Origin of the sequence: Methyloceanibacter sp. (genome assembly GCF_050726195.1) — a bacterium.
In the GTDB taxonomy this organism is placed as follows: domain Bacteria; phylum Pseudomonadota; class Alphaproteobacteria; order Rhizobiales; family Methyloligellaceae; genus Methyloceanibacter.
Genome location: NZ_JBOHJC010000006.1, coordinates 38450 through 54876, shown reverse-complemented (window position 1 = coordinate 54876; position 16427 = coordinate 38450). Strand labels below are relative to the sequence as shown.

General features: G+C 63.7%; 16 protein-coding genes and 1 tRNA gene. 9 read left to right on the top strand and 8 right to left on the bottom strand.

Going from position 1 to position 16427, the window contains the following annotated elements; all coding sequences use genetic code 11:
* Nucleotides 1–10: 10 nt before the first annotated feature.
* Together ACRECX_RS05840 and ACRECX_RS05835 are read right to left on the bottom strand one after the other, a co-directional pair.
* Nucleotides 11–1462, bottom strand: a complete 1452-nt coding sequence (locus ACRECX_RS05840) for a calcium-binding protein (protein ID WP_431557881.1) — start codon at nt 1460–1462, stop codon at nt 11–13.
* Between the two features lie 202 nt (nt 1463–1664).
* On the bottom strand, nt 1665–3086 hold the full coding sequence (locus ACRECX_RS05835) for a calcium-binding protein (protein WP_431557880.1): 1422 nt from the start codon (nt 3084–3086) through the stop codon (nt 1665–1667).
* A 212-nt stretch (nt 3087–3298) separates the two neighbouring features.
* On the opposite strand from ACRECX_RS05835, the gene ACRECX_RS05830 reads away from it, so the two are divergent.
* Nucleotides 3299–4306 (top strand): AraC family transcriptional regulator, encoded by a 1008-nt coding sequence (locus ACRECX_RS05830; RefSeq protein ID WP_431557879.1) that lies wholly within the window; start codon nt 3299–3301, stop codon nt 4304–4306.
* A gap of 24 nt (nt 4307–4330) precedes the next feature.
* The gene (locus tag ACRECX_RS05825; RefSeq protein WP_431557878.1) at nt 4331–5293 is read left to right on the top strand and encodes an AraC family transcriptional regulator; all 963 of its coding nucleotides are present in this window, start codon (nt 4331–4333) and stop codon (nt 5291–5293) included.
* 3 nt (nt 5294–5296) lie between these two features.
* Here the strand turns inward: ACRECX_RS05825 and ACRECX_RS05820 are convergent, their stop codons facing one another.
* A complete protein-coding gene (locus ACRECX_RS05820; protein ID WP_431557877.1) occupies nt 5297–5728 on the bottom strand; it encodes a hypothetical protein in 432 nt (143 codons plus the stop codon).
* A gap of 205 nt (nt 5729–5933) precedes the next feature.
* Here ACRECX_RS05820 and ACRECX_RS05815 point away from each other — a divergent pair, with 205 nt between their 5' ends.
* Nucleotides 5934–7187, top strand: coding sequence for a diphosphate--fructose-6-phosphate 1-phosphotransferase (locus ACRECX_RS05815; RefSeq protein WP_431557876.1), 1254 nt, complete (start codon nt 5934–5936; stop codon nt 7185–7187).
* A 6-nt stretch (nt 7188–7193) separates the two neighbouring features.
* On the opposite strand, the gene speE is transcribed toward ACRECX_RS05815, so the two are convergent.
* Nucleotides 7194–8048, bottom strand: a complete 855-nt coding sequence (gene speE / locus ACRECX_RS05810; protein WP_431557875.1) for a polyamine aminopropyltransferase — start codon at nt 8046–8048, stop codon at nt 7194–7196.
* Nucleotides 7997–8533 carry an adenosylmethionine decarboxylase gene (speD, locus tag ACRECX_RS05805; protein ID WP_431557874.1) on the bottom strand — a complete coding sequence of 179 codons (537 nt, stop codon included), beginning with the start codon at nt 8531–8533 and terminating at the stop codon, nt 7997–7999. Before speD ends, speE begins: the two co-directional genes overlap by 52 nt.
* Nucleotides 8534–8750: 217 nt before the next feature.
* Here speD and ACRECX_RS05800 point away from each other — a divergent pair, with 217 nt between their 5' ends.
* Nucleotides 8751–9794 (top strand): extracellular catalytic domain type 2 short-chain-length polyhydroxyalkanoate depolymerase, encoded by a 1044-nt coding sequence (locus tag ACRECX_RS05800; RefSeq protein WP_431557873.1) that lies wholly within the window; start codon nt 8751–8753, stop codon nt 9792–9794.
* On the top strand, nt 9791–10246 hold the full coding sequence (locus ACRECX_RS05795) for a GNAT family N-acetyltransferase (RefSeq protein ID WP_431557872.1): 456 nt from the start codon (nt 9791–9793) through the stop codon (nt 10244–10246). Before ACRECX_RS05800 ends, ACRECX_RS05795 begins: the two co-directional genes overlap by 4 nt.
* On the opposite strand, the gene ACRECX_RS05790 is transcribed toward ACRECX_RS05795, so the two are convergent.
* A complete protein-coding gene (locus ACRECX_RS05790) occupies nt 10243–11397 on the bottom strand; it encodes a 2OG-Fe(II) oxygenase (protein ID WP_431557871.1) in 1155 nt (384 codons plus the stop codon). The two genes, ACRECX_RS05795 and ACRECX_RS05790, sit on opposite strands and share 4 nt — an antisense overlap.
* A gap of 123 nt (nt 11398–11520) precedes the next feature.
* Between ACRECX_RS05790 and bcp the strand changes: the two genes are divergently transcribed.
* Together bcp and ACRECX_RS05780 are read left to right on the top strand one after the other, a co-directional pair.
* Complete coding sequence (gene bcp / locus ACRECX_RS05785) at nt 11521–11988, top strand: thioredoxin-dependent thiol peroxidase (protein ID WP_431557870.1); 468 nt, start codon at nt 11521–11523, stop codon at nt 11986–11988.
* A gap of 4 nt (nt 11989–11992) precedes the next feature.
* Nucleotides 11993–13417, top strand: coding sequence for a serine hydrolase domain-containing protein (locus tag ACRECX_RS05780; RefSeq protein WP_431557869.1), 1425 nt, complete (start codon nt 11993–11995; stop codon nt 13415–13417).
* A 60-nt stretch (nt 13418–13477) separates the two neighbouring features.
* On the opposite strand, the gene ACRECX_RS05775 is transcribed toward ACRECX_RS05780, so the two are convergent.
* Nucleotides 13478–13651 (bottom strand): hypothetical protein, encoded by a 174-nt coding sequence (locus tag ACRECX_RS05775; protein ID WP_431557868.1) that lies wholly within the window; start codon nt 13649–13651, stop codon nt 13478–13480.
* An 827-nt stretch (nt 13652–14478) separates the two neighbouring features.
* Between ACRECX_RS05775 and ACRECX_RS05770 the strand changes: the two genes are divergently transcribed.
* Nucleotides 14479–15018 (top strand): hypothetical protein, encoded by a 540-nt coding sequence (locus tag ACRECX_RS05770; RefSeq protein ID WP_431557867.1) that lies wholly within the window; start codon nt 14479–14481, stop codon nt 15016–15018.
* A gap of 118 nt (nt 15019–15136) precedes the next feature.
* Here ACRECX_RS05770 and ACRECX_RS05765 read toward each other — a convergent pair.
* Nucleotides 15137–15213: transfer RNA gene (locus tag ACRECX_RS05765), tRNA-Arg, on the bottom strand.
* Nucleotides 15214–15336: 123 nt separating this feature from the next.
* On the opposite strand from ACRECX_RS05765, the gene ACRECX_RS05760 reads away from it, so the two are divergent.
* A complete protein-coding gene (locus tag ACRECX_RS05760) occupies nt 15337–16362 on the top strand; it encodes an acyltransferase family protein (protein ID WP_431557866.1) in 1026 nt (341 codons plus the stop codon).
* Nucleotides 16363–16427 lie beyond the last annotated feature (65 nt).

The window sequence follows — 16427 nt, the reverse complement described above, 5'->3', positions numbered from 1 at the left end:
CCGAATCGCTCTAGACGACGCCTAAGAAGTCGCCGGCGACGAGGTCGATCTCGCCCACGAGCAGGAATTGGAAATCGACGGTAGCGTTGCCGTCGCCGCCGAGCTCGCCCTGAACAATCGTGTTGCCGCCGACGTGGACGAACCGGATCTCCCCGCCTGCTCCCCCGCTGAAGGCGGCCTCGCCGATAAACGTGAAATCATTATTTGCACCCCCGGGGACCGCATCGATGTCCGACACATCGATCACATCGGTTTGGGCCTGGCTGAAGTCGAAGATGGTGTCGGCGAACAGGAGGCTGACGGGCGCGTCGTCAACAGAGTTGTAATCGAAAGTGTCTGCGCCGGTGCCACCTGTCAGGGAGTCCAAACCCGCACCGCCGCTTAGAAGATCGGCGCCGCTTCCACCGTCCAGCGTGTCATCGTCGCCGCCGCCGATCAGGTCGTCGTTTCCATCGCCGCCATTCAGCGTGTCGTCGCCGCCGCGGCCCTCCAAATGGTTGCTGCCGTTGTCGCCGCCCAAGCTGTCGTCGAAGTTTGAGCCAATGACATTCTCGATGCCCGTCAAGGTGTCGATCGTCCCGAACCCGTCGCTGCCAGATCCGGCAAGCAAATTGATGGTGACACCGCTTGGAGAGTCGCTGTAACTCACTGTATCGACGCCCGTGCCGCCGTTCAGCGCATCGGCGCCGGAACCGCCGATAAGCGTGTCGTTGCCGGCGCCGCCGTCGAGCGTGTCGTTGCCGTCGAGGCCGAACAAGTCGTCGTCGCCGCCGCGGCCCTCCAAATGGTTGCTGCCGTTGTCGCCGCCCAAGCTGTCGTCGAAGTTTGAGCCAATGACATTCTCGATGCCCGTCAAGGTGTCGATCGACCCAAAGCCGTCGGCGGCCGCTCCAAGGCCCAGGTTGAGGGTGACACCGCTTGGCGAGTTGATGTAGCTCGCGGTATCCACCCCGGCCCCTCCGATCAGCGTGTCGGCGCCGGCACCACCGTCGAGCGTGTCGTTGCCGTCGCCGCCGTTCAGCGTATCGTTGCCGCCGCCGCCTAAGAGCGTGTCTTTGCCGCTGCTGCCCTTGAGCGTGTCCTTGCCGCCGCCGCCATTGAGCGTGTCGTTACCGCTGCCGCCATTCAGCGTGTCGTTGCCGCCGCCGCCGTCGAGCGTGTCGTTGCCGCCATTGCCGAAGAGTTTGTCGTTGCCGCTGCCGCCGATGAGCTCGTCCTTGCCGTCCTGGCCTTTGAGGGTATCCTTGCCGCCCTGACCTTTGAGCGTATCCTTGCCGTCGCCGCCCAAGAGCTTGTCGTTGCCGCCGCCGCCTTGCAGGGAATCGCTGCCCGAGCCGCCTTTCAGTGTGTCGTTGCCGCCGAGGCCGATGAGGATGTCGGCACCGCCCAGCCCAAGGATCGTGTCGCTGCCGCCGGTGCCCTTCAGCCGATCCTTTCCGTTGGTGCCTTTGATCTTTGCCATGTCGCTCTCCTTGAGGCTGAGTCGACCCAAGTCGCGCCCCTAGGGCCTTTAGCGCTGGCCGCGGCGCTCGTGGCCGCCGATTCTACGCCCGGTGCGGCTTCCGGTCTTGGACAGGAGCGACAAGGCTTGGACTGCGGCGAACAAAATCAACCTTGTCCGCCAGGTGTCAAAATCCGCCTTGCCGTCACTGGTCCGAATCGCTCTAGACGACGCCTATGAAGTCGCCGGCGACGAGGTCGATCTCGCCCTGAAGCAGGATCTGGAAGTCGACGATGGCGTCGCCGCCGCCAAGCTCGCCCTGAACGATGGTGTTGCCGCCGGTCTGGAAGAAGCGAATCTCTCCGCTCGCTCCTCCGCTGAAGGCGGCCTCGCCGATGAAGGTGAAGTCGTCGTTTCCTCCGCCTGAGACCGCGTCGATGTCCGACACATCGATCACATCGTTTTGGGCCTGGCTGAAGTCGAAGATCATCTCGACGAACGCGAGGTTGACGGGCGCATCGTCAACAGAATTGTAGTCGAAAGTGTCCGCGCCGTTGCCGCCGGTCAGGGAGTCCAAACCTGCATCGCCGCGCAGAAAATCGTTGCCACTGCCGCCGTTCAGCGTGTCGTCACCTAACTCGCCGAGGAGCGTATCGTCGGCGCCGTCACCGTCGAGCGTGTCGTTGCCGCCACCGCCGATCAAGAGGTCGTCGCCGTCGGCTCCTTCCAGGTGGTTGCTGACGTTGTTGCCCGTGAGAATATCGCCGAAGATCGAGCCGATGACGTTCTCGATACTCGTTAAGGAGTCGAACGTCCCAAACCCGTCGCTGGCCGTTCCGGTACTCAAGCTGACGGCGACAGCGCCTGGAGAGAGGCTGTACCTCGCCGTATCGGAGCCCGCGCCGCCATTCAGTGTGTCGCTGCCGCCGCCGCCGTCGAGCCTATCGTCGCCGTTGCCGCCATCGAGCGTGTCGTTGCCAGAGTCGCCGAATAGGAAGTCGGCGCCGCCGCGGCCCTCAAGGTGGTTGCTGCCGTTGCCACCGAAGATAGTATCGTTGAAGTTCGAGCCGATGACGTTCTCGATGCTTGTCAACGTGTCGCCCTGCGCATGTCCGCCAGCGGTAGCTCCGCCTTGCAGGTCGACGGTGACACTGCTTGGAGAGCCGACATAACTCGCTGTATCGACACCGCTGCCGCCAATCAGCGCATCGGCGCCGGCGCCGCCTTCGAGGGTATCGTTGCCGCTACCGCCGCTCAACGTGTCGTCGCCGCCGCCGCCTAAGAGCGTGTCCTTGCCGCCGCCGCCCTTGAGCGTGTCCTTGTCGCCGCCGCCGTCGAGGGTGTCGTTGCCGTCCTGTCCGATGAGTGTGTCCTTGCCGCCGCCACCGGAGAGGTTGTCGTTGCCGCTGCCCCCCTTGAGCGTGTCGTTGCCGTCCTGCCCTTTGAGTGTGTCCTTGCCGTCGCCACCCAAGAGCGTGTCGTTGCCGTCGCCCCCTTTGAGCGTGTCGTTGCCGTCCTGACCTTTGAGGGTGTCCTTGCCGCCGAGGCCGATGAGGATGTCGGCGCCGCCGAGCCCAAGGATCGTGTCGCTGCCGCCGGTGCCCTTCAGCCTGTCTTTTCCGTTGGTGCCGTTGATCGTTGCCATGTCGCTCTCCTTGCCGCGTTGACCCAAGTCGCCGCTGGGGCCTCTAGCGCTGGCAGCGGCGCTCGTTGCCGCCGATTCTAGGCCCGGCCAGCCCTCCGGTCTTGGACAGGGGCGACAAGGCTTGGACTGGAACCAACAAACCGGCTCGACGTTTCTCCTCGGGAGGGTTACCGTCATGACGACTGAGGAGCGGCTTCAACGGGGGATTCCCCGTGGAAACTCAGGCTGATAACTTCGGACCAGTGCGGTTTTCGACCGACGAACTGCCCGCGCGGGATCGGGTTCCTGTTAGTCGGGAAGTCTTCGGGCGGCTTGTGTTCCGCACCGAGATCGAGCCGGCATCGAGCGCGCTGTTTCATGCCGATGTGACCGTGCGCAACGTACCCGGCCTCACACTGGTATCCTCAGTCATTTCCCCCGTACGCCTCTCACGAACCCCCGCACTTCTCGCCGACGGCAACGATGATGTTGCATTGCTCGTGAGCTCATCACCGTGCATGGCGTACCAGCGTGGACGCGAGGTACGGTACAGCCCTGGGGAGGCTGTCGCATTATCGGTCTCGGAGATCGGCACAACGTTCTCGCCGTCCGCCTCGCAGCATCTCTGCATCCGCATCCGCCGCGCCGCGCTCGCGCCGCTCGTGGCCAATCTCGACGACGCGGTAGCGCTGCGACAAATCCCGCCCAGCAACGAGGCGTTGCAGTATCTCTTGCGCTATATTCGCCTCCTGCAAGAGCAACAGGCTTTTGCCGATCCCGCGCTCGCTCGGAGCGCCGCCCTCCACCTGCGCGATCTCATTGCCCTGTTACTTGGCCCTACACGCGACGCAGCCTTCGTCGCCGAAGGGCGCGGCCTGGCGGCAGCGCGTCTGCAAGCGATCAAGGGCTACGTCGCCGATCATCTCGGTGACGGCGGGTTGACGGTCGGCGCGGTGGCCGCGCGTCATCGCGTCACGCCGCGCTACGTGCAGCGTCTGTTCGAAAGCGAGGGGACGACGTTCTCCGAGTTCCTGCTCGACCAGCGCCTCGCGCGCGCCCGGCAGATGCTCGCCGATCCGCGTTACGCGGGCTGGCGGGTGAGCGCGATTGCGCTCGAAGCGGGGTTCGGCGACGTGTCCTATTTCAACCGCTGCTTCCGCCGCCGCTTCGGCGAATCGCCGGGGCATATCCGCCCGCGGAGCGGCGAGATCACCGACTTTGGACCTGACAAGATGATGTAACGCGATGTGGAGAGGGATCTCCCCGTGGAAACTCAGGCTAACAATTTCGGACCGGTCCGGTTTACGACCGACGACCTGCCCGAGCGGGACCGGGTTCCTGTCTGGAGGGAGTTCTTCGGGCGGTTTGTGTTCCGCACTGAATTCGAGCCGGCGCCCGATATACCGTTTCATGCCGACGTGACTGTGCGCGGTGCGCCCGGCCTCGAGTTGGTGTCGTCCAGCTTCTCGCCGGGGCGGCTTTCACGCACGCCTGCTCTTGTGGCTGACGGGAACGACGATGTCAGCTTGTGCGTGGCTACGTGCGGCGGCGCGCTTTCCCAGCTCGGTCAGGAGATCCCATTCAGCCCCGGCGATGCGATCGTGGCGATGGCGGTGGAACCCGGAACGTGGACGGCGCACGCTGCCGCCCGCTATCGCTGCCTCCACGTACGCCGTGCAGACATGGCGCCCCTCGTGGCAAGCCTCGATCCTACTGCGGTGTTGCGGCGGGTCAGGCCGGACTTGGAGGCGCTGCGATACCTTCTTGGCTATATGCGCTTCCTCGAAGAACAAACTTTTGCCGATCTTGATCTCGCTCGGGCATCCGCCCTTCACCTGCGCGACCTCTTCGCGCTTGTGCTTGGTCCAACGCGCGACGCCGCCTTCGTCGCCCAACACGGCGGCTTGGCCGCCGCACGTCTGCAAGCAATCAAGCGTCATATCGTGGAACGTCTGGGCGACGGCCGGTTGACGGTCGGCGCGGTGGCCGCGAGGCATCGCGTGACGCCCCGCTACGTGCAGCGTCTCTTTGAACGCGAGGGAATGACGTTCTCGGAGTTCATGCTCGACCGACGCTTGTCGCGAGCACAGCAAATGCTCGCCGATCCGCGCTACGCCAGCTGGCGGGTCAGCGCCATTGCGCTCGAGGCGGGGTTCGGCGACGTGTCCTACTTCAACCGCTGCTTCCGCCGTCGCTTCGGTGAAACGCCGACCGCCTTTCGCCTCTAGTGGCTACGCGCGAGTGAACAGTCCATAAAGCCAGCCCATCGCCGCGCCGAAGCCGCCAAGGATCAACAGGACCGAGATGATGAGCTTCGGGTCGCCGCCGAAGAAGAGCGGAAAGCGGCCGGTGATCAGCGGCACGAGGATAAAGACGCCGATCAACGCCGGGCCAACAAGGCCGAAGATCAGGCCTTTGACCGTCAGGCTGCCGCCGGGGATGCTCCCCTGGATCAGCGCGAACAGCACGCCCCACAGCCCGCCCCAGAACATGTCGCTCAGGATCTGGGGAAGCCCGGTCATGGCAGCGGGCGCCATCGACCATGGTATGCGCGGGAAGAGACCCGCCTGCAGGAGTATGAAATTGATGATCTCATGCACGGTGACGACGGCGATCGCCGCCGCGAGGAATCCCATGAGCAGATTCTTGAACGATACCTCCATTGTTCTCTCCCTCCCTATCGAGAGGAACACGCTATCATTTTTCAGGCCTGCGCCGACTAACGCTCGCGTCTCGATTTAGGGGTGAGACTTTCCCGGTCCGGCCGGGCGAATTATCCATTGTCCTGAAATGGGTTACGGGCAGCTTGCGCCGGGTTGACCCTCCGGGGCATTGTGCGCGGCTTGCAAGCACAGAGAAGGATAGAGCGTGGCTGATCTACCAACAGGCGATGCCGTGATCGGTCAATCGGGCGGCCCCACCGCGGTCATCAATCAGTCGTTGGCCGGCGTCGTCGAGGGCCTCATGCAAGGTCTCGCCGCCTCGGGCAAGGTCAAGCGCATCTTCGGCATGCGTCACGGCGTGCGCGGCATCGCCAAGGGCCGCTCGAGCGATCTGGTCGATCTCGGGGCGATTCCCGTGGCGCGGCTGGAGCGGATTGCCGGCACTCCATCGGCGGTGCTTGGCTCGACGCGCGACAAGCCTGACGACGCCTATTGCGATAAGATCCTCGAAGGCTGCCGCGACCACGACATCCGCTATTTCTTCTATATTGGCGGCAACGATTCGGCCGACACGTGCCGCATCGTCAGCGAGAAGGCGCGCGCCTCGGGCTACGAGCTCCGCTGCTTCCACGTGCCGAAGACCATCGACAACGATCTGCGCGAGAACGACCACACGCCGGGGTTTCCGTCCGCCGCGCGCTTCGTGACGCTCGCGCATATGGGTGATGCGCTCGACAATGCCGGCCTCGGGGGCATCAAGATCAACGTCATCATGGGGCGGCACGCGGGCTTTCTCGCAGCCTCGGCCGCGCTCGCCCGGGGAGCCCGCGAGACCGACGCCGATCCGGCCAAGCGCCCCGCGCCGCATCTCGTCTATGTGCCCGAGACGCCGTTCCTCATGGATAAATTCCTGACCGACGTGGAGGCGGTGTACACGAAACTCGGCCGCTGCCAGATCGCCGTCAGCGAAGGCATAAGCGATGCCGACGGCAAGGAGATCGGCCCACAATTGATGCGCACGGGCGAAGTCGACGCCCACGGCAATATCCAGCTTTCGGGCTCGGGCGCGCTCGGTGACGGTCTCGCCGATCGCATCAAGACGGCACTGACACCTAAGGGCGGCAAGAGCCCGCGCGTGCGCGCCGACACGTTCGGCTATCTCCAGCGCTGCTGGCCGTATGTATCGCCGGTCGATGCCGAGGAGGCGCGTGCCGTCGGGCGGTTTGCCGCTGATCTCGCCGCCAAAGGCGACGCGGGCGCTTCCGTTACCATCGTGCGCACCTCGAACGCGCTCGACAGCTATCGCAGCGCCTGCGGCCGCGCCGATCTCTCTGCAGTGGCACGCCATACGCGCCACATGCCGGCCGAGTTCCTCGCAGGCCGCAACAATGTGAGCCCGGCGTTCTACGACTATTGCCAGCCGCTGGTGGGCGACCTACCGGAGTTCGGGAAACTGTAGCGCCTTCTACGTCTCCACCAGCTCGCGCACGTAGGTCGGCAGCGCGAAGGCGGCGACGTGGACGTCGGGTCGCCAGTAGCGGGTGGGGAAGGCGCCGGCCTTCGCGTAGCGCCTGGCAATTTTCTTCACCTTGTGCTGCCTGAGGTCCTTGTTGTCCGTGGCCCAGCCATAGGACATCGGGCCGCCGAAATAGCTCGGCGTGGTGGCGAGATAGCAGAAGGCGTCGGCGAACAGGTCGCGGAAATAGCTGACGCTCTGCTTCAGCTCGGAAGCCTGCAGGAAGGGCAGCCCGTTCTGGGTGACGAGAATGCCGCCGGGGCTGAGCGCCCGCTGGCAGTCGGTGTAGAACTCCTTGGTGAACAGCACGGCGCCCGGTCCGACGGGATCAGTGGAATCCACCATGATCACGTCGAAGCGCTCGTCGGTCTCGTGCACGAATTTGGTGCCGTCGGCGATGACGATGCGCGTGCGCGCGTCGTCATAGGCACCTGCCGAGACGTCCGGGAAATGCTGGCGGCAGAGATCGATCACGCCGCGGTCGATCTCGCATAACGTGGCGGTCTTCACCTCCGGGTGCTTTAGCACTTCGCGCAGCACGCCGCCGTCGCCGCCGCCGACGACCAGCGCCTTCCTCGCCTTACCGTGCGCGAACAGAGGCACATGCGCCATCATCTCGTGATAGACGAATTCGTCGCGGGTAGTGAGCTGGACAATACCATCCAGCATCATCACCCGGCCATAGTCGCCGTTCTCGACGATGATCAGCTGCTGATGCTCGGTCTCGCTATCGAAGAGGACCCGGTCCGCTTTCAGGCGGACACGGTGGCTTCCATGGAGCGTCTCTTCGACCCACCGTTCCATCGCTGAATTTCCTTACCCCGAAGTTGCTCCTTGACGACCACCTTGCGAGGCGAAAAGGCCTCTTTCAGCACGTTGATGGCCGCCCGTGGATTGGTATGGCCGCACATGAAGACATCGAGCGCGGCATAGCCATATTCGGGCCAGCTATGGATCGAGATATGCGACTCGGCGAGGACCGCCACACCCGACACGCCGCCATTTGGCGTGAAGTGATGGAGATGAATATGCAGGAGCGTCGCTCCCGCCACCTCCACACACCGCCTCAGCGTTTGTTCGATGTGGTCTAGTTCGTCGAGCCGCTCTGCCCGAACGAGATCGATGATGAGATGGGTGCCCGCATAGCGAACCCCGTCGCGCTCACAGAAAAAGTCCTTGCGTCCCTCTCCGTCGGGAGAGAGGCACCGGGAAAGCTTTTCTTCCGTTTGGGCGGTGCTTGAACCATGATCCAAGTCCATCCCCAATTGGAAGAGGGCGTCACTGGACATGGCGTCCTCCCCAACCAGCAGATGTTCAAGTTAAACGAGCCGCTATTTACACCTGCGTTGCGGCGATGCAAGAGGTTTTTGGGCCGGGGCAGCAGAAAGATCGTCGGGGGAGGCCCCGGCTGGCAACTCCGAGGCCACTTGGCGACTTCTTGTGACAGGCCCCATGGCCGCCGGTGCCGGAGAGGAGGACTCGCTCATGGAGCGACGGCAGGGCAGGATGGCTTCTGCACTCCTCGCGGCGTGTCTCGTAGCGGGACTGACCGTTAAGGCTGGCGAGGTGCGCGCCGCCGAGCTGCTCCCACGTCTCGGCACCGCGCTCGACGCCACCTCCGTGTCGGGTCTCTCGTCCGGCGCCTACATGGCGGGGCAGATCGAGCTCGCCCACGCAAAGAACATTGTCGGTGCCGGAATCGTCGCCGGCGGTCCGTTCGCCTGCGCCGAGACCGCCGCGTCTCGGGTCTTTCCGTTCTGGCCAACGGCGGTAGGGCAGAATGCGGCGCAGGCCCTCTATCAGTGCATGAGAACGACCTTGGGACCGCCCGACCCCGAGAGGTTGGTGGACCGGGCCAAGGAGTTAGCCGATGGCGGGGTGATCGATCCGCTCGACGCGCTCGCCGCCCACAACGTCTATCTCTATTCCGGCGATGACGACCAAACCGTGACACGGCCGGTGGTCCAGGCGGCAAAGCGCTTCTACGACGTGGCAGGTGTGCCGGCGGGCAATGTCACGCTCGTCGAGGGTCAAGGCGGGCACGCCTTCATCACCGAGGAAGGCGGCGCGGCCTGCGGCCTCTCCGAGGAGCCCTTCGTCAGCGACTGCGACTACGACCAGGCGAAGGCGATCCTTGCCTGGATCTACGGCCCGCTCGAGTCGCCATCCGCCGAGCCGCAAGGGGAATTCCTGGTATTCGACCAGACGGCGTTCGCCGGGCCGGGCGACGGCATCGCCGACGAAGGCGTGGTCTACGTGCCGCCGGATTGTGCCGAGACGCCCGGCTGCCGCGTCCATGTGGCGCTTCACGGCTGTAGCCAGGGGCGGGAGAAAGTGGGCGAGGCGTTCGTGCAGGGCGCAGGCTTCGCCGAGATCGCCGATTCAAACCGTCTCGTCGTCCTCTTCCCGCAAGCGGAGCCGGGCCCGTACAACCCGGAGGGCTGCTGGGACTGGTGGGGCTATACGGGGCTCGACTATCTCGGCAAGGATGCGCCACAAATCAAAGCCATCTGGTCCATGGTCGAGCATTTGGCGAAGGCGCACGAATGACCGTGATCGACGACGAGGCGCTACTGATCTTCGAGGCGCCGCTCGGCTCGGACCTCTACGCCCAGGCGCTCCGCTTGCGCCGGGAAATCCTGCGCGAGCCTCTCGGCCTTAAGGTCACGGCGGAGGAGCTCGCCGATGACGCCATGCGTCAGCACTTCTGCGCCGTGTCGTGCGGCACCGTGGTCGGCACGGTGTCCTTGCGGCCGCTCGACGAGACGACGCTCCAGCTCAAACAGATGGCGGTGGCCGAGGCGCGCCGCCGCATGCGGATCGGCGCGCGGCTCCTCGCCCACGCGGAAGGCTGGGCCAGAGCCGGCGGCTTCCGCCTCATGGTGCTGCACGCCAGGATCGGGGCCGAGGGCTTCTATTTCCGGCTCGGCTATGGCGCAGAGGGCGAGCGCTTCCTGGAGCACACCATCCCCCACATCAGGATGACCAAGCGCCTCGGCTAGGCCGCCGCGCCGCTTTTTCCCTTGCCGACTTCGAACGTCTCACCGGACAAAAACTTCCGGTTCTCTTCCCTGATCTTCGCCGCGGCGTCGTCATAGAGGAAGGGCAGAAAAGCATAGCGCTTGCCCTTGGTCACGGGAGTCGCCTCGTGCAGCAGCGAGCAGGAGAACACGACCGCGCCGCCGGTCGGCGCGCGATAGGTGCGGGACCCGAACTCGGGGAAGCGCAAGTCCCCCCCTTCGTAGTCTTCGGCATTGAGGTTGACCGTGCAAGCGAACCGGCGATGCGCGGTGCCTTTGGTCGTGTTGTCGCGATGGGCGCGGAAGAAGCCGCCTGTTCCTCCGTCGTAGCAGGCGACGACGTAGCGCTCGATGCGGGTCACATCATACTGGTATGCCTTCTTGATCTCGGGAACGATCCTCCGCACGAAGCGCGCGCGGATGGCGGCGCGGAGTTGCTCGTATTCAGGGGCATCGTCAAGGTTGAGGTCGCTGCGCCGCTTGAAGCCATGATCCTTGACCTCGACGGTCTTGCCATCCTTCTCGCGCATGAAGCCAGATTCACGCCCGCCTTGCTTGTCGTAAAGCTGAATCAGCTCCTTGCAGAATTGCGGCTCAAACACGCGAGGCAGGATCAAGATCGGGGCGCAGATTTCCGTCGCGGCATGAGCGTCGACCGGCGGCAGAGCGCCCAGCAGCTTGCCGAGGGCGTCGTTGTGTTGACCCGAGTCGGCGAGGGGCAGGTTGGCAATCACGCGCATGAAAGGATCGAGCACAAGGGTAAAAGGCCGAAAAGCAAGACGGTCCCCACCGTCCTGTCCGGCATCAACAGCGCCGTATGCTTCGCTGACCTTGCGATCGAGATCGAAAAAGTAGCGAATGCCAGGCAACATCTCAGCGGCGCGGGCCTCGTGCTCGTCGTCGGGATCGACGCTCACGCCGAAGAAGGCGAGCTTGCCGTCGTCGAACAGAGGGCGAAGCGTCGTGGTGACATGCTTGAGCACTTCCGTGCTCGCCGGATGGGAAGCGCTGCCGAAGAAGGTCAGGACGACATAGCGCCCGGCCACGGTATCGAAGTGGAACTGCGGGTTGCTGGTCGAGCGGCAGGTGAACCAAGGGACCGGATCGCCGACAAAGAACTGAGTTTGGGCCATGGGCGCACTCCCGCGCTGCGCTTGCCAAGATTTGTCTATCCCGGCATGGGAGTGTAGCGGGATCGGCTAGGCTGGCAAGGACGGTAAGCCCAAGGTGCAAATGTCATTGAGGAGGATCGCAAAATGAGCGTGGAGGTGGGCGACAAGGCCCCGGCATTTACCCTGCCGGCGGACGGCGGCGGCAAGGTGTCGCTGAAGGACCTCAGGGGCAAGACCGTGGTGCTCTACTTCTATCCCAAGGACGACACGTCGGGCTGCACGGCCGAGGCTTGCGCCTTCCGCGATGCCGAGCCGGACTTCTCCAAGGTGAAGGCACAAGTCATTGGCATCTCGAGGGACGCGGTGAAGAGCCACGATGCGTTCAAGGCGAAATACGGCCTTTCCTTCCCGCTCGTGTCGGACGAGGACGGCAAAGTGTGTGAGGCCTACGGCACTTGGGTGGAGAAGAGCATGTACGGGCGGAAGTACATGGGCATCGAACGCTCCACGTTCTTGATCGACGGCAATGGCGTCATTCGCAATGTGTGGCGCAAGGTGAAAGTCCCGGGTCATGCCGAAGAGGTGCTGAAGGCCGCCCAGGCGCTGAAGTAGCTCCATGCCCTTCGGGCTCCCCGGCAAATTCTCGGTAATGCTGGCAGCGATTCTCTTGGTCGCGGCGGCGGGGATCGTGCTGCCCCGGCTGTACCGCGTCGCCCTGCTCGGCTCTGGCTACATGGCGCAAACCTTATGCGCCGGCGTGTTCGTATCGGGGCGCCCCTTCGACGCGCTGATGACGGAGGACCTCGATGGGCCGGGCCTTGGACTCCTTCGCTATTTCCAGCCGGTCCTCGACCGCGACGGCAAAAAGGCATCGGCTTCTCTCCACGGTTTCGCCACCCAGACTTCGATTCACCGCGAGGGGCTCGGCTGCACGCTTGTCGATGGCGCGGACGAAACGGCATTGCGGGCGCAGGCGAAGGGCCTGTTCACGGGCGTCGAGCTTCAGACCATGGACGCAGAATGGCCCGAGGGCGAGCTTGTCTCGCTCGGGCCGCTTCCGAACGAGGTGACCAGTCCGGCCCTCGAACAGGCGGTCAACGCCATCTTCTCAGAACCTGATCCGGCACATCCCCGCAACACCCGCGCCCTCGTCGTGGTGCATGGCGGGCGCATCGTGGCCGAGCGCTATGCACCCGGCTTCGACGCGCAGATGCCGCTCATCGGCTGGTCGATGACCAAGACCTTGACCAACGCGCTGGTGGGCCTACGCGTCAAGTACGGCGCGATCGCGCTCGATGACGACACGCTGATGCCTGAGTGGCGGGAGGAAGGCGACCCGCGCCGCGCCATCACATTGAACGAGCTGATGCGCATGACAAGCGGGCTCGAATTCGACGAGAGCTATTCCAACGATCTCAGCGACGTCGCTCAGATGCTGTTCGTGCAGGGCAACGCGGCGCGCTTCGCCGCGTCACAGCCGCTCGCGCATGTGCCGGGCACGTACTGGTCCTATTCGAGCGGCACCACCAACATCATCGCCGGCGTATTGCGCGAGACCTTCGCCACCGAGCGCGAGTATTTGCGCTTTCCGCATGAGCAACTGTTCGCGCCGCTCGGCATGCGGAGCGCCGTGCTCCAGCCGGACGCTTCCGGCACGTTCATCGGTTCGTCGTTTCTCTACGCCTCGGCGCGCGACTGGGCGCGGCTCGGGCTGTTGTTCCTGCGCGACGGACTGTGGCTTGGAGAAAGGTTGTTGCCGGAGGGCTGGGTCGCCTACACGCTCACCCCGACGGAGCAGGCGCCCGAGGACCAATACGGCGCGCAAGTTTGGCTCAAACTCATCGAGTCGCCGCGGCTTGGCGAACCGCCGATGCCGGACGATGCCTATTATATGCTCGGCTATAACGGGCAGGTGGTGGCGATCGTGCCGTCGCGCGATCTCATCATCGTGCGGCTTGGGCTGACGCCGGAAGGCGGCGATTGGGACAATGCGCGCGATCTTGCGCCGCTGGTGGAGGCGTTCGCCCCTCGCAGTCGATAGACGCAGAACGGGGCCGCATCGCCGAAGGCGAAGCAGCCCCGTTGCAAGCTCAGATCGTGCCTACTCGGCAGGCGTCTCGGCGGGCGGCTCTGACGGCGTCTCGGCCGGAGGCGCGGACTCAGCCGGCGGCGCCTCTGGCGCGGCCGTTTCCTCCTTGGCGCCCCCGCACTGGTTGGCGGACAGGCCGACGAGCGCAATCGATGCAGCCGCGGCGATCAAAAGAAATCTGCGCATGTGAATCTCTCTCCTCAGTTGCACGCACCTGATGGTTTCTGGGCAATTTCTTGTCCTGGCGCGGGAGTAGGCAAAATAGCCGACTACCGAGCTAAAAACCATAGGGACCCCAGAGTATCCCCAGGGGTGAACGCCGTGCGCTTTCCTTGTGTTCCAATGATCCTCGGACGCCCGGTCTCAACTGGCAAACAGGCATTTGGGGAAGGAAATTGGCGCACCCGACAGGATTCGAACCTGTGACCTCTGCCTTCGGAGAACAGTGGCCCATCCGAAATTCGTTATATATCAACGTCTGAGGGTTTCACCAAAGTTGCGTTTTGGGCACCTGTTGCCAACGCGTTCACGGTTTCGAGGTTCAATGAACCTCAAGGGCACTGCCCCCGTGCTCGTTTGTTCACGCGAGGGTTTCACGAGGGTTACAGCGTACGTAAGAGCACTGCCCACCTAAGACAGTGCCCTTAGGGCACTGTCTCCTTTCCTGGTTCGTTTATGCACGTGGCGCCTGTCAGTGACCCGTATATGGTTGCACGCTTTGGGAGGTATCCATGGTGAAAGCTGTCAGGGTTCTTCTAATGCTATCGCTACTCCCATCACTCGGCATCTCGATTACGAGAGCAAGTCCTGAGGAGTATAAGGACGCGATCGACGCCTACGAGTCGGCCGCCAGCGATGTGGACGCGGCCCTTCAAGCCTACAGTTCTTGCATTTCCACCAGTGAGGGAAGAGACGACTGTTCGCTGGAGTTCAGCGTCCTGCAATCGGCCCAAGACGATTTTGAATCAGCCGTTTCTGACTACGATTTCGAGTGCTCATAAATGAAGCTATACATGCTCGCAGCGATTGCCCTTCTGACTTCAGCACTGGCTCATGCCAAGCCGCTTGTCGTTGTGGAGACCAGTTGCATCGAGTGTGCGCCTGACCAGCCGGACGATCAAAACGAGGTCATCGAGCCCAAGAACCCACTCTCGGAAGATCAACGCGACATCGCCAGGATGGCGCGTGTTTACAGGTACTACCTGAGCCGTGGGGAGACGGCAAAAGCCGAAGGAGCGGCCAGGGCGCTCTTGCAGGTATATCGGATGATGTCCAATCGCTTCGCCGCTATTTCCGCTGCGGCACTCGAGGGGGGCGAGCTTGACGCCACCACCCGGGCCGCGCTCCGCGCGTATGCTTACATCCCTGACGGCCGCGACGTGCAGCTCCGCAAGACTTCCGACGGCCGCATTGCTTACGTCTACAAGGACGAGCAGTCCGGCAAGGTTATCGGTAAGGGCATCCTCACGCCGGACGAGATGCTCGCGCACGTCACCGCCGGCGGCATGCGGAACCTTGATGACCTTGAGGTCGCAGCCGGGGGACGCAAATAGCGCACCCAGGCCGCACACTAACACATTGATTTTTTTACAATTATCAAATCGACCGCGCGTTAAGAAGTTCAGTGAACCTAAGACCACTGTCTTTTCAGATTCTAAGTCCCTGATTTATTGGCGCACCCGACAGGATTCGAACCTGTGACCTCTGCCTTCGGAGGGCAACGCTCTATCCAACTGAGCTACGGGTGCTTCTTGCGGCCGAACCTAACCAAACCCCAAAGACTAAGCAACGCCGCCCCTGATATCGGGCTCTAGCCCGGTCCTTGCAACTCAGCCCCGAAATGTCCCCCAACGGGACGGGAGGCGGGCGCTATGGAGCTCAACCGGGACCGGGTGGCGTGGGTCGACTACGCCAAAGGGTTCTGCATCGTCATGGTGGTGATGATGCACGCCACTTTGGGCGTCGAGGAGGCCGCGGGCGCCACGAGCTGGATGGGGGCGCTCGTCGCCTTCGCCAAGCCGTTCCGCATGCCCGATTTCTTTCTCATTTCGGGATTGTTCCTCGCCCGCGTGATCGACCGCAACTGGCGCGACTACCTCGACACCAAGGTCGTCCATTTCGCTTATTTCTACGTGCTGTGGGTCACCATCCAGTTCGCCTTCAAGGCGCCGGTATTCGCCGCCGATCTTGGCTGGGCCGGCGTGGCCGAGGCCTATGCGCTCGCCTTCATCGACCCCTTCGGCACGCTATGGTTCATATACCTCCTGCCCATCTTCTTCGTGGTCGCCAAACTCACCCGCGACGTGCCGCAAGTGATGGTGTGGTTCGCCGCAGCGCTCCTGCAAATCGCCGGGGTCGAGACTGGCTGGACCGTCGTCGACGAGTTCTGCTCCCGCTTCGTCTATTTCTATTCGGGCTATGTGCTTGCCCCTTACGTGTTCGACTTCGCCGCGACGGCCGCGGGCAACCGGGGCGCCGCGCTCCTGTTCCTCGCCGCCTGGGCCGTGTTCGAAGCCGTGATGGTGTTCGGGGGTTACTCTGAGTTTCCGGTCGTGAGCCTCGGCCTCGGCTTTCTCGGCGCGCTCGCCGTGGTGGCCGCGTCGGTGCTGCTCTCGACGCGGGACTGGGCGTTGCCGTTGCGCTACGCCGGCGAGAACTCGATCGTGGTCTATCTTGCCTTCTTCCTGCCGATGGCGGCGACGCGGATGGCGCTGCTCAAGCTGGCGCCCGGCCTCGATCTCGGTGTCGTCGCCCTCGTCGTAACGGCGGCGGGCGTGGTGACGCCACTGATTGTGCACACGCTCGTCAAGACCACATCGTTGAGGTTCCTGTTCCAGAGGCCGGGATGGGCCAAGCTGCCGCCGGCCGTGCCGCGGCCCGCCACGGCGGCAGCCTAGGCAACGCCACACCGCATCCTATCAACTCCATAGGCAAACGGTATTTCAGGTCGAATGCCGACTGT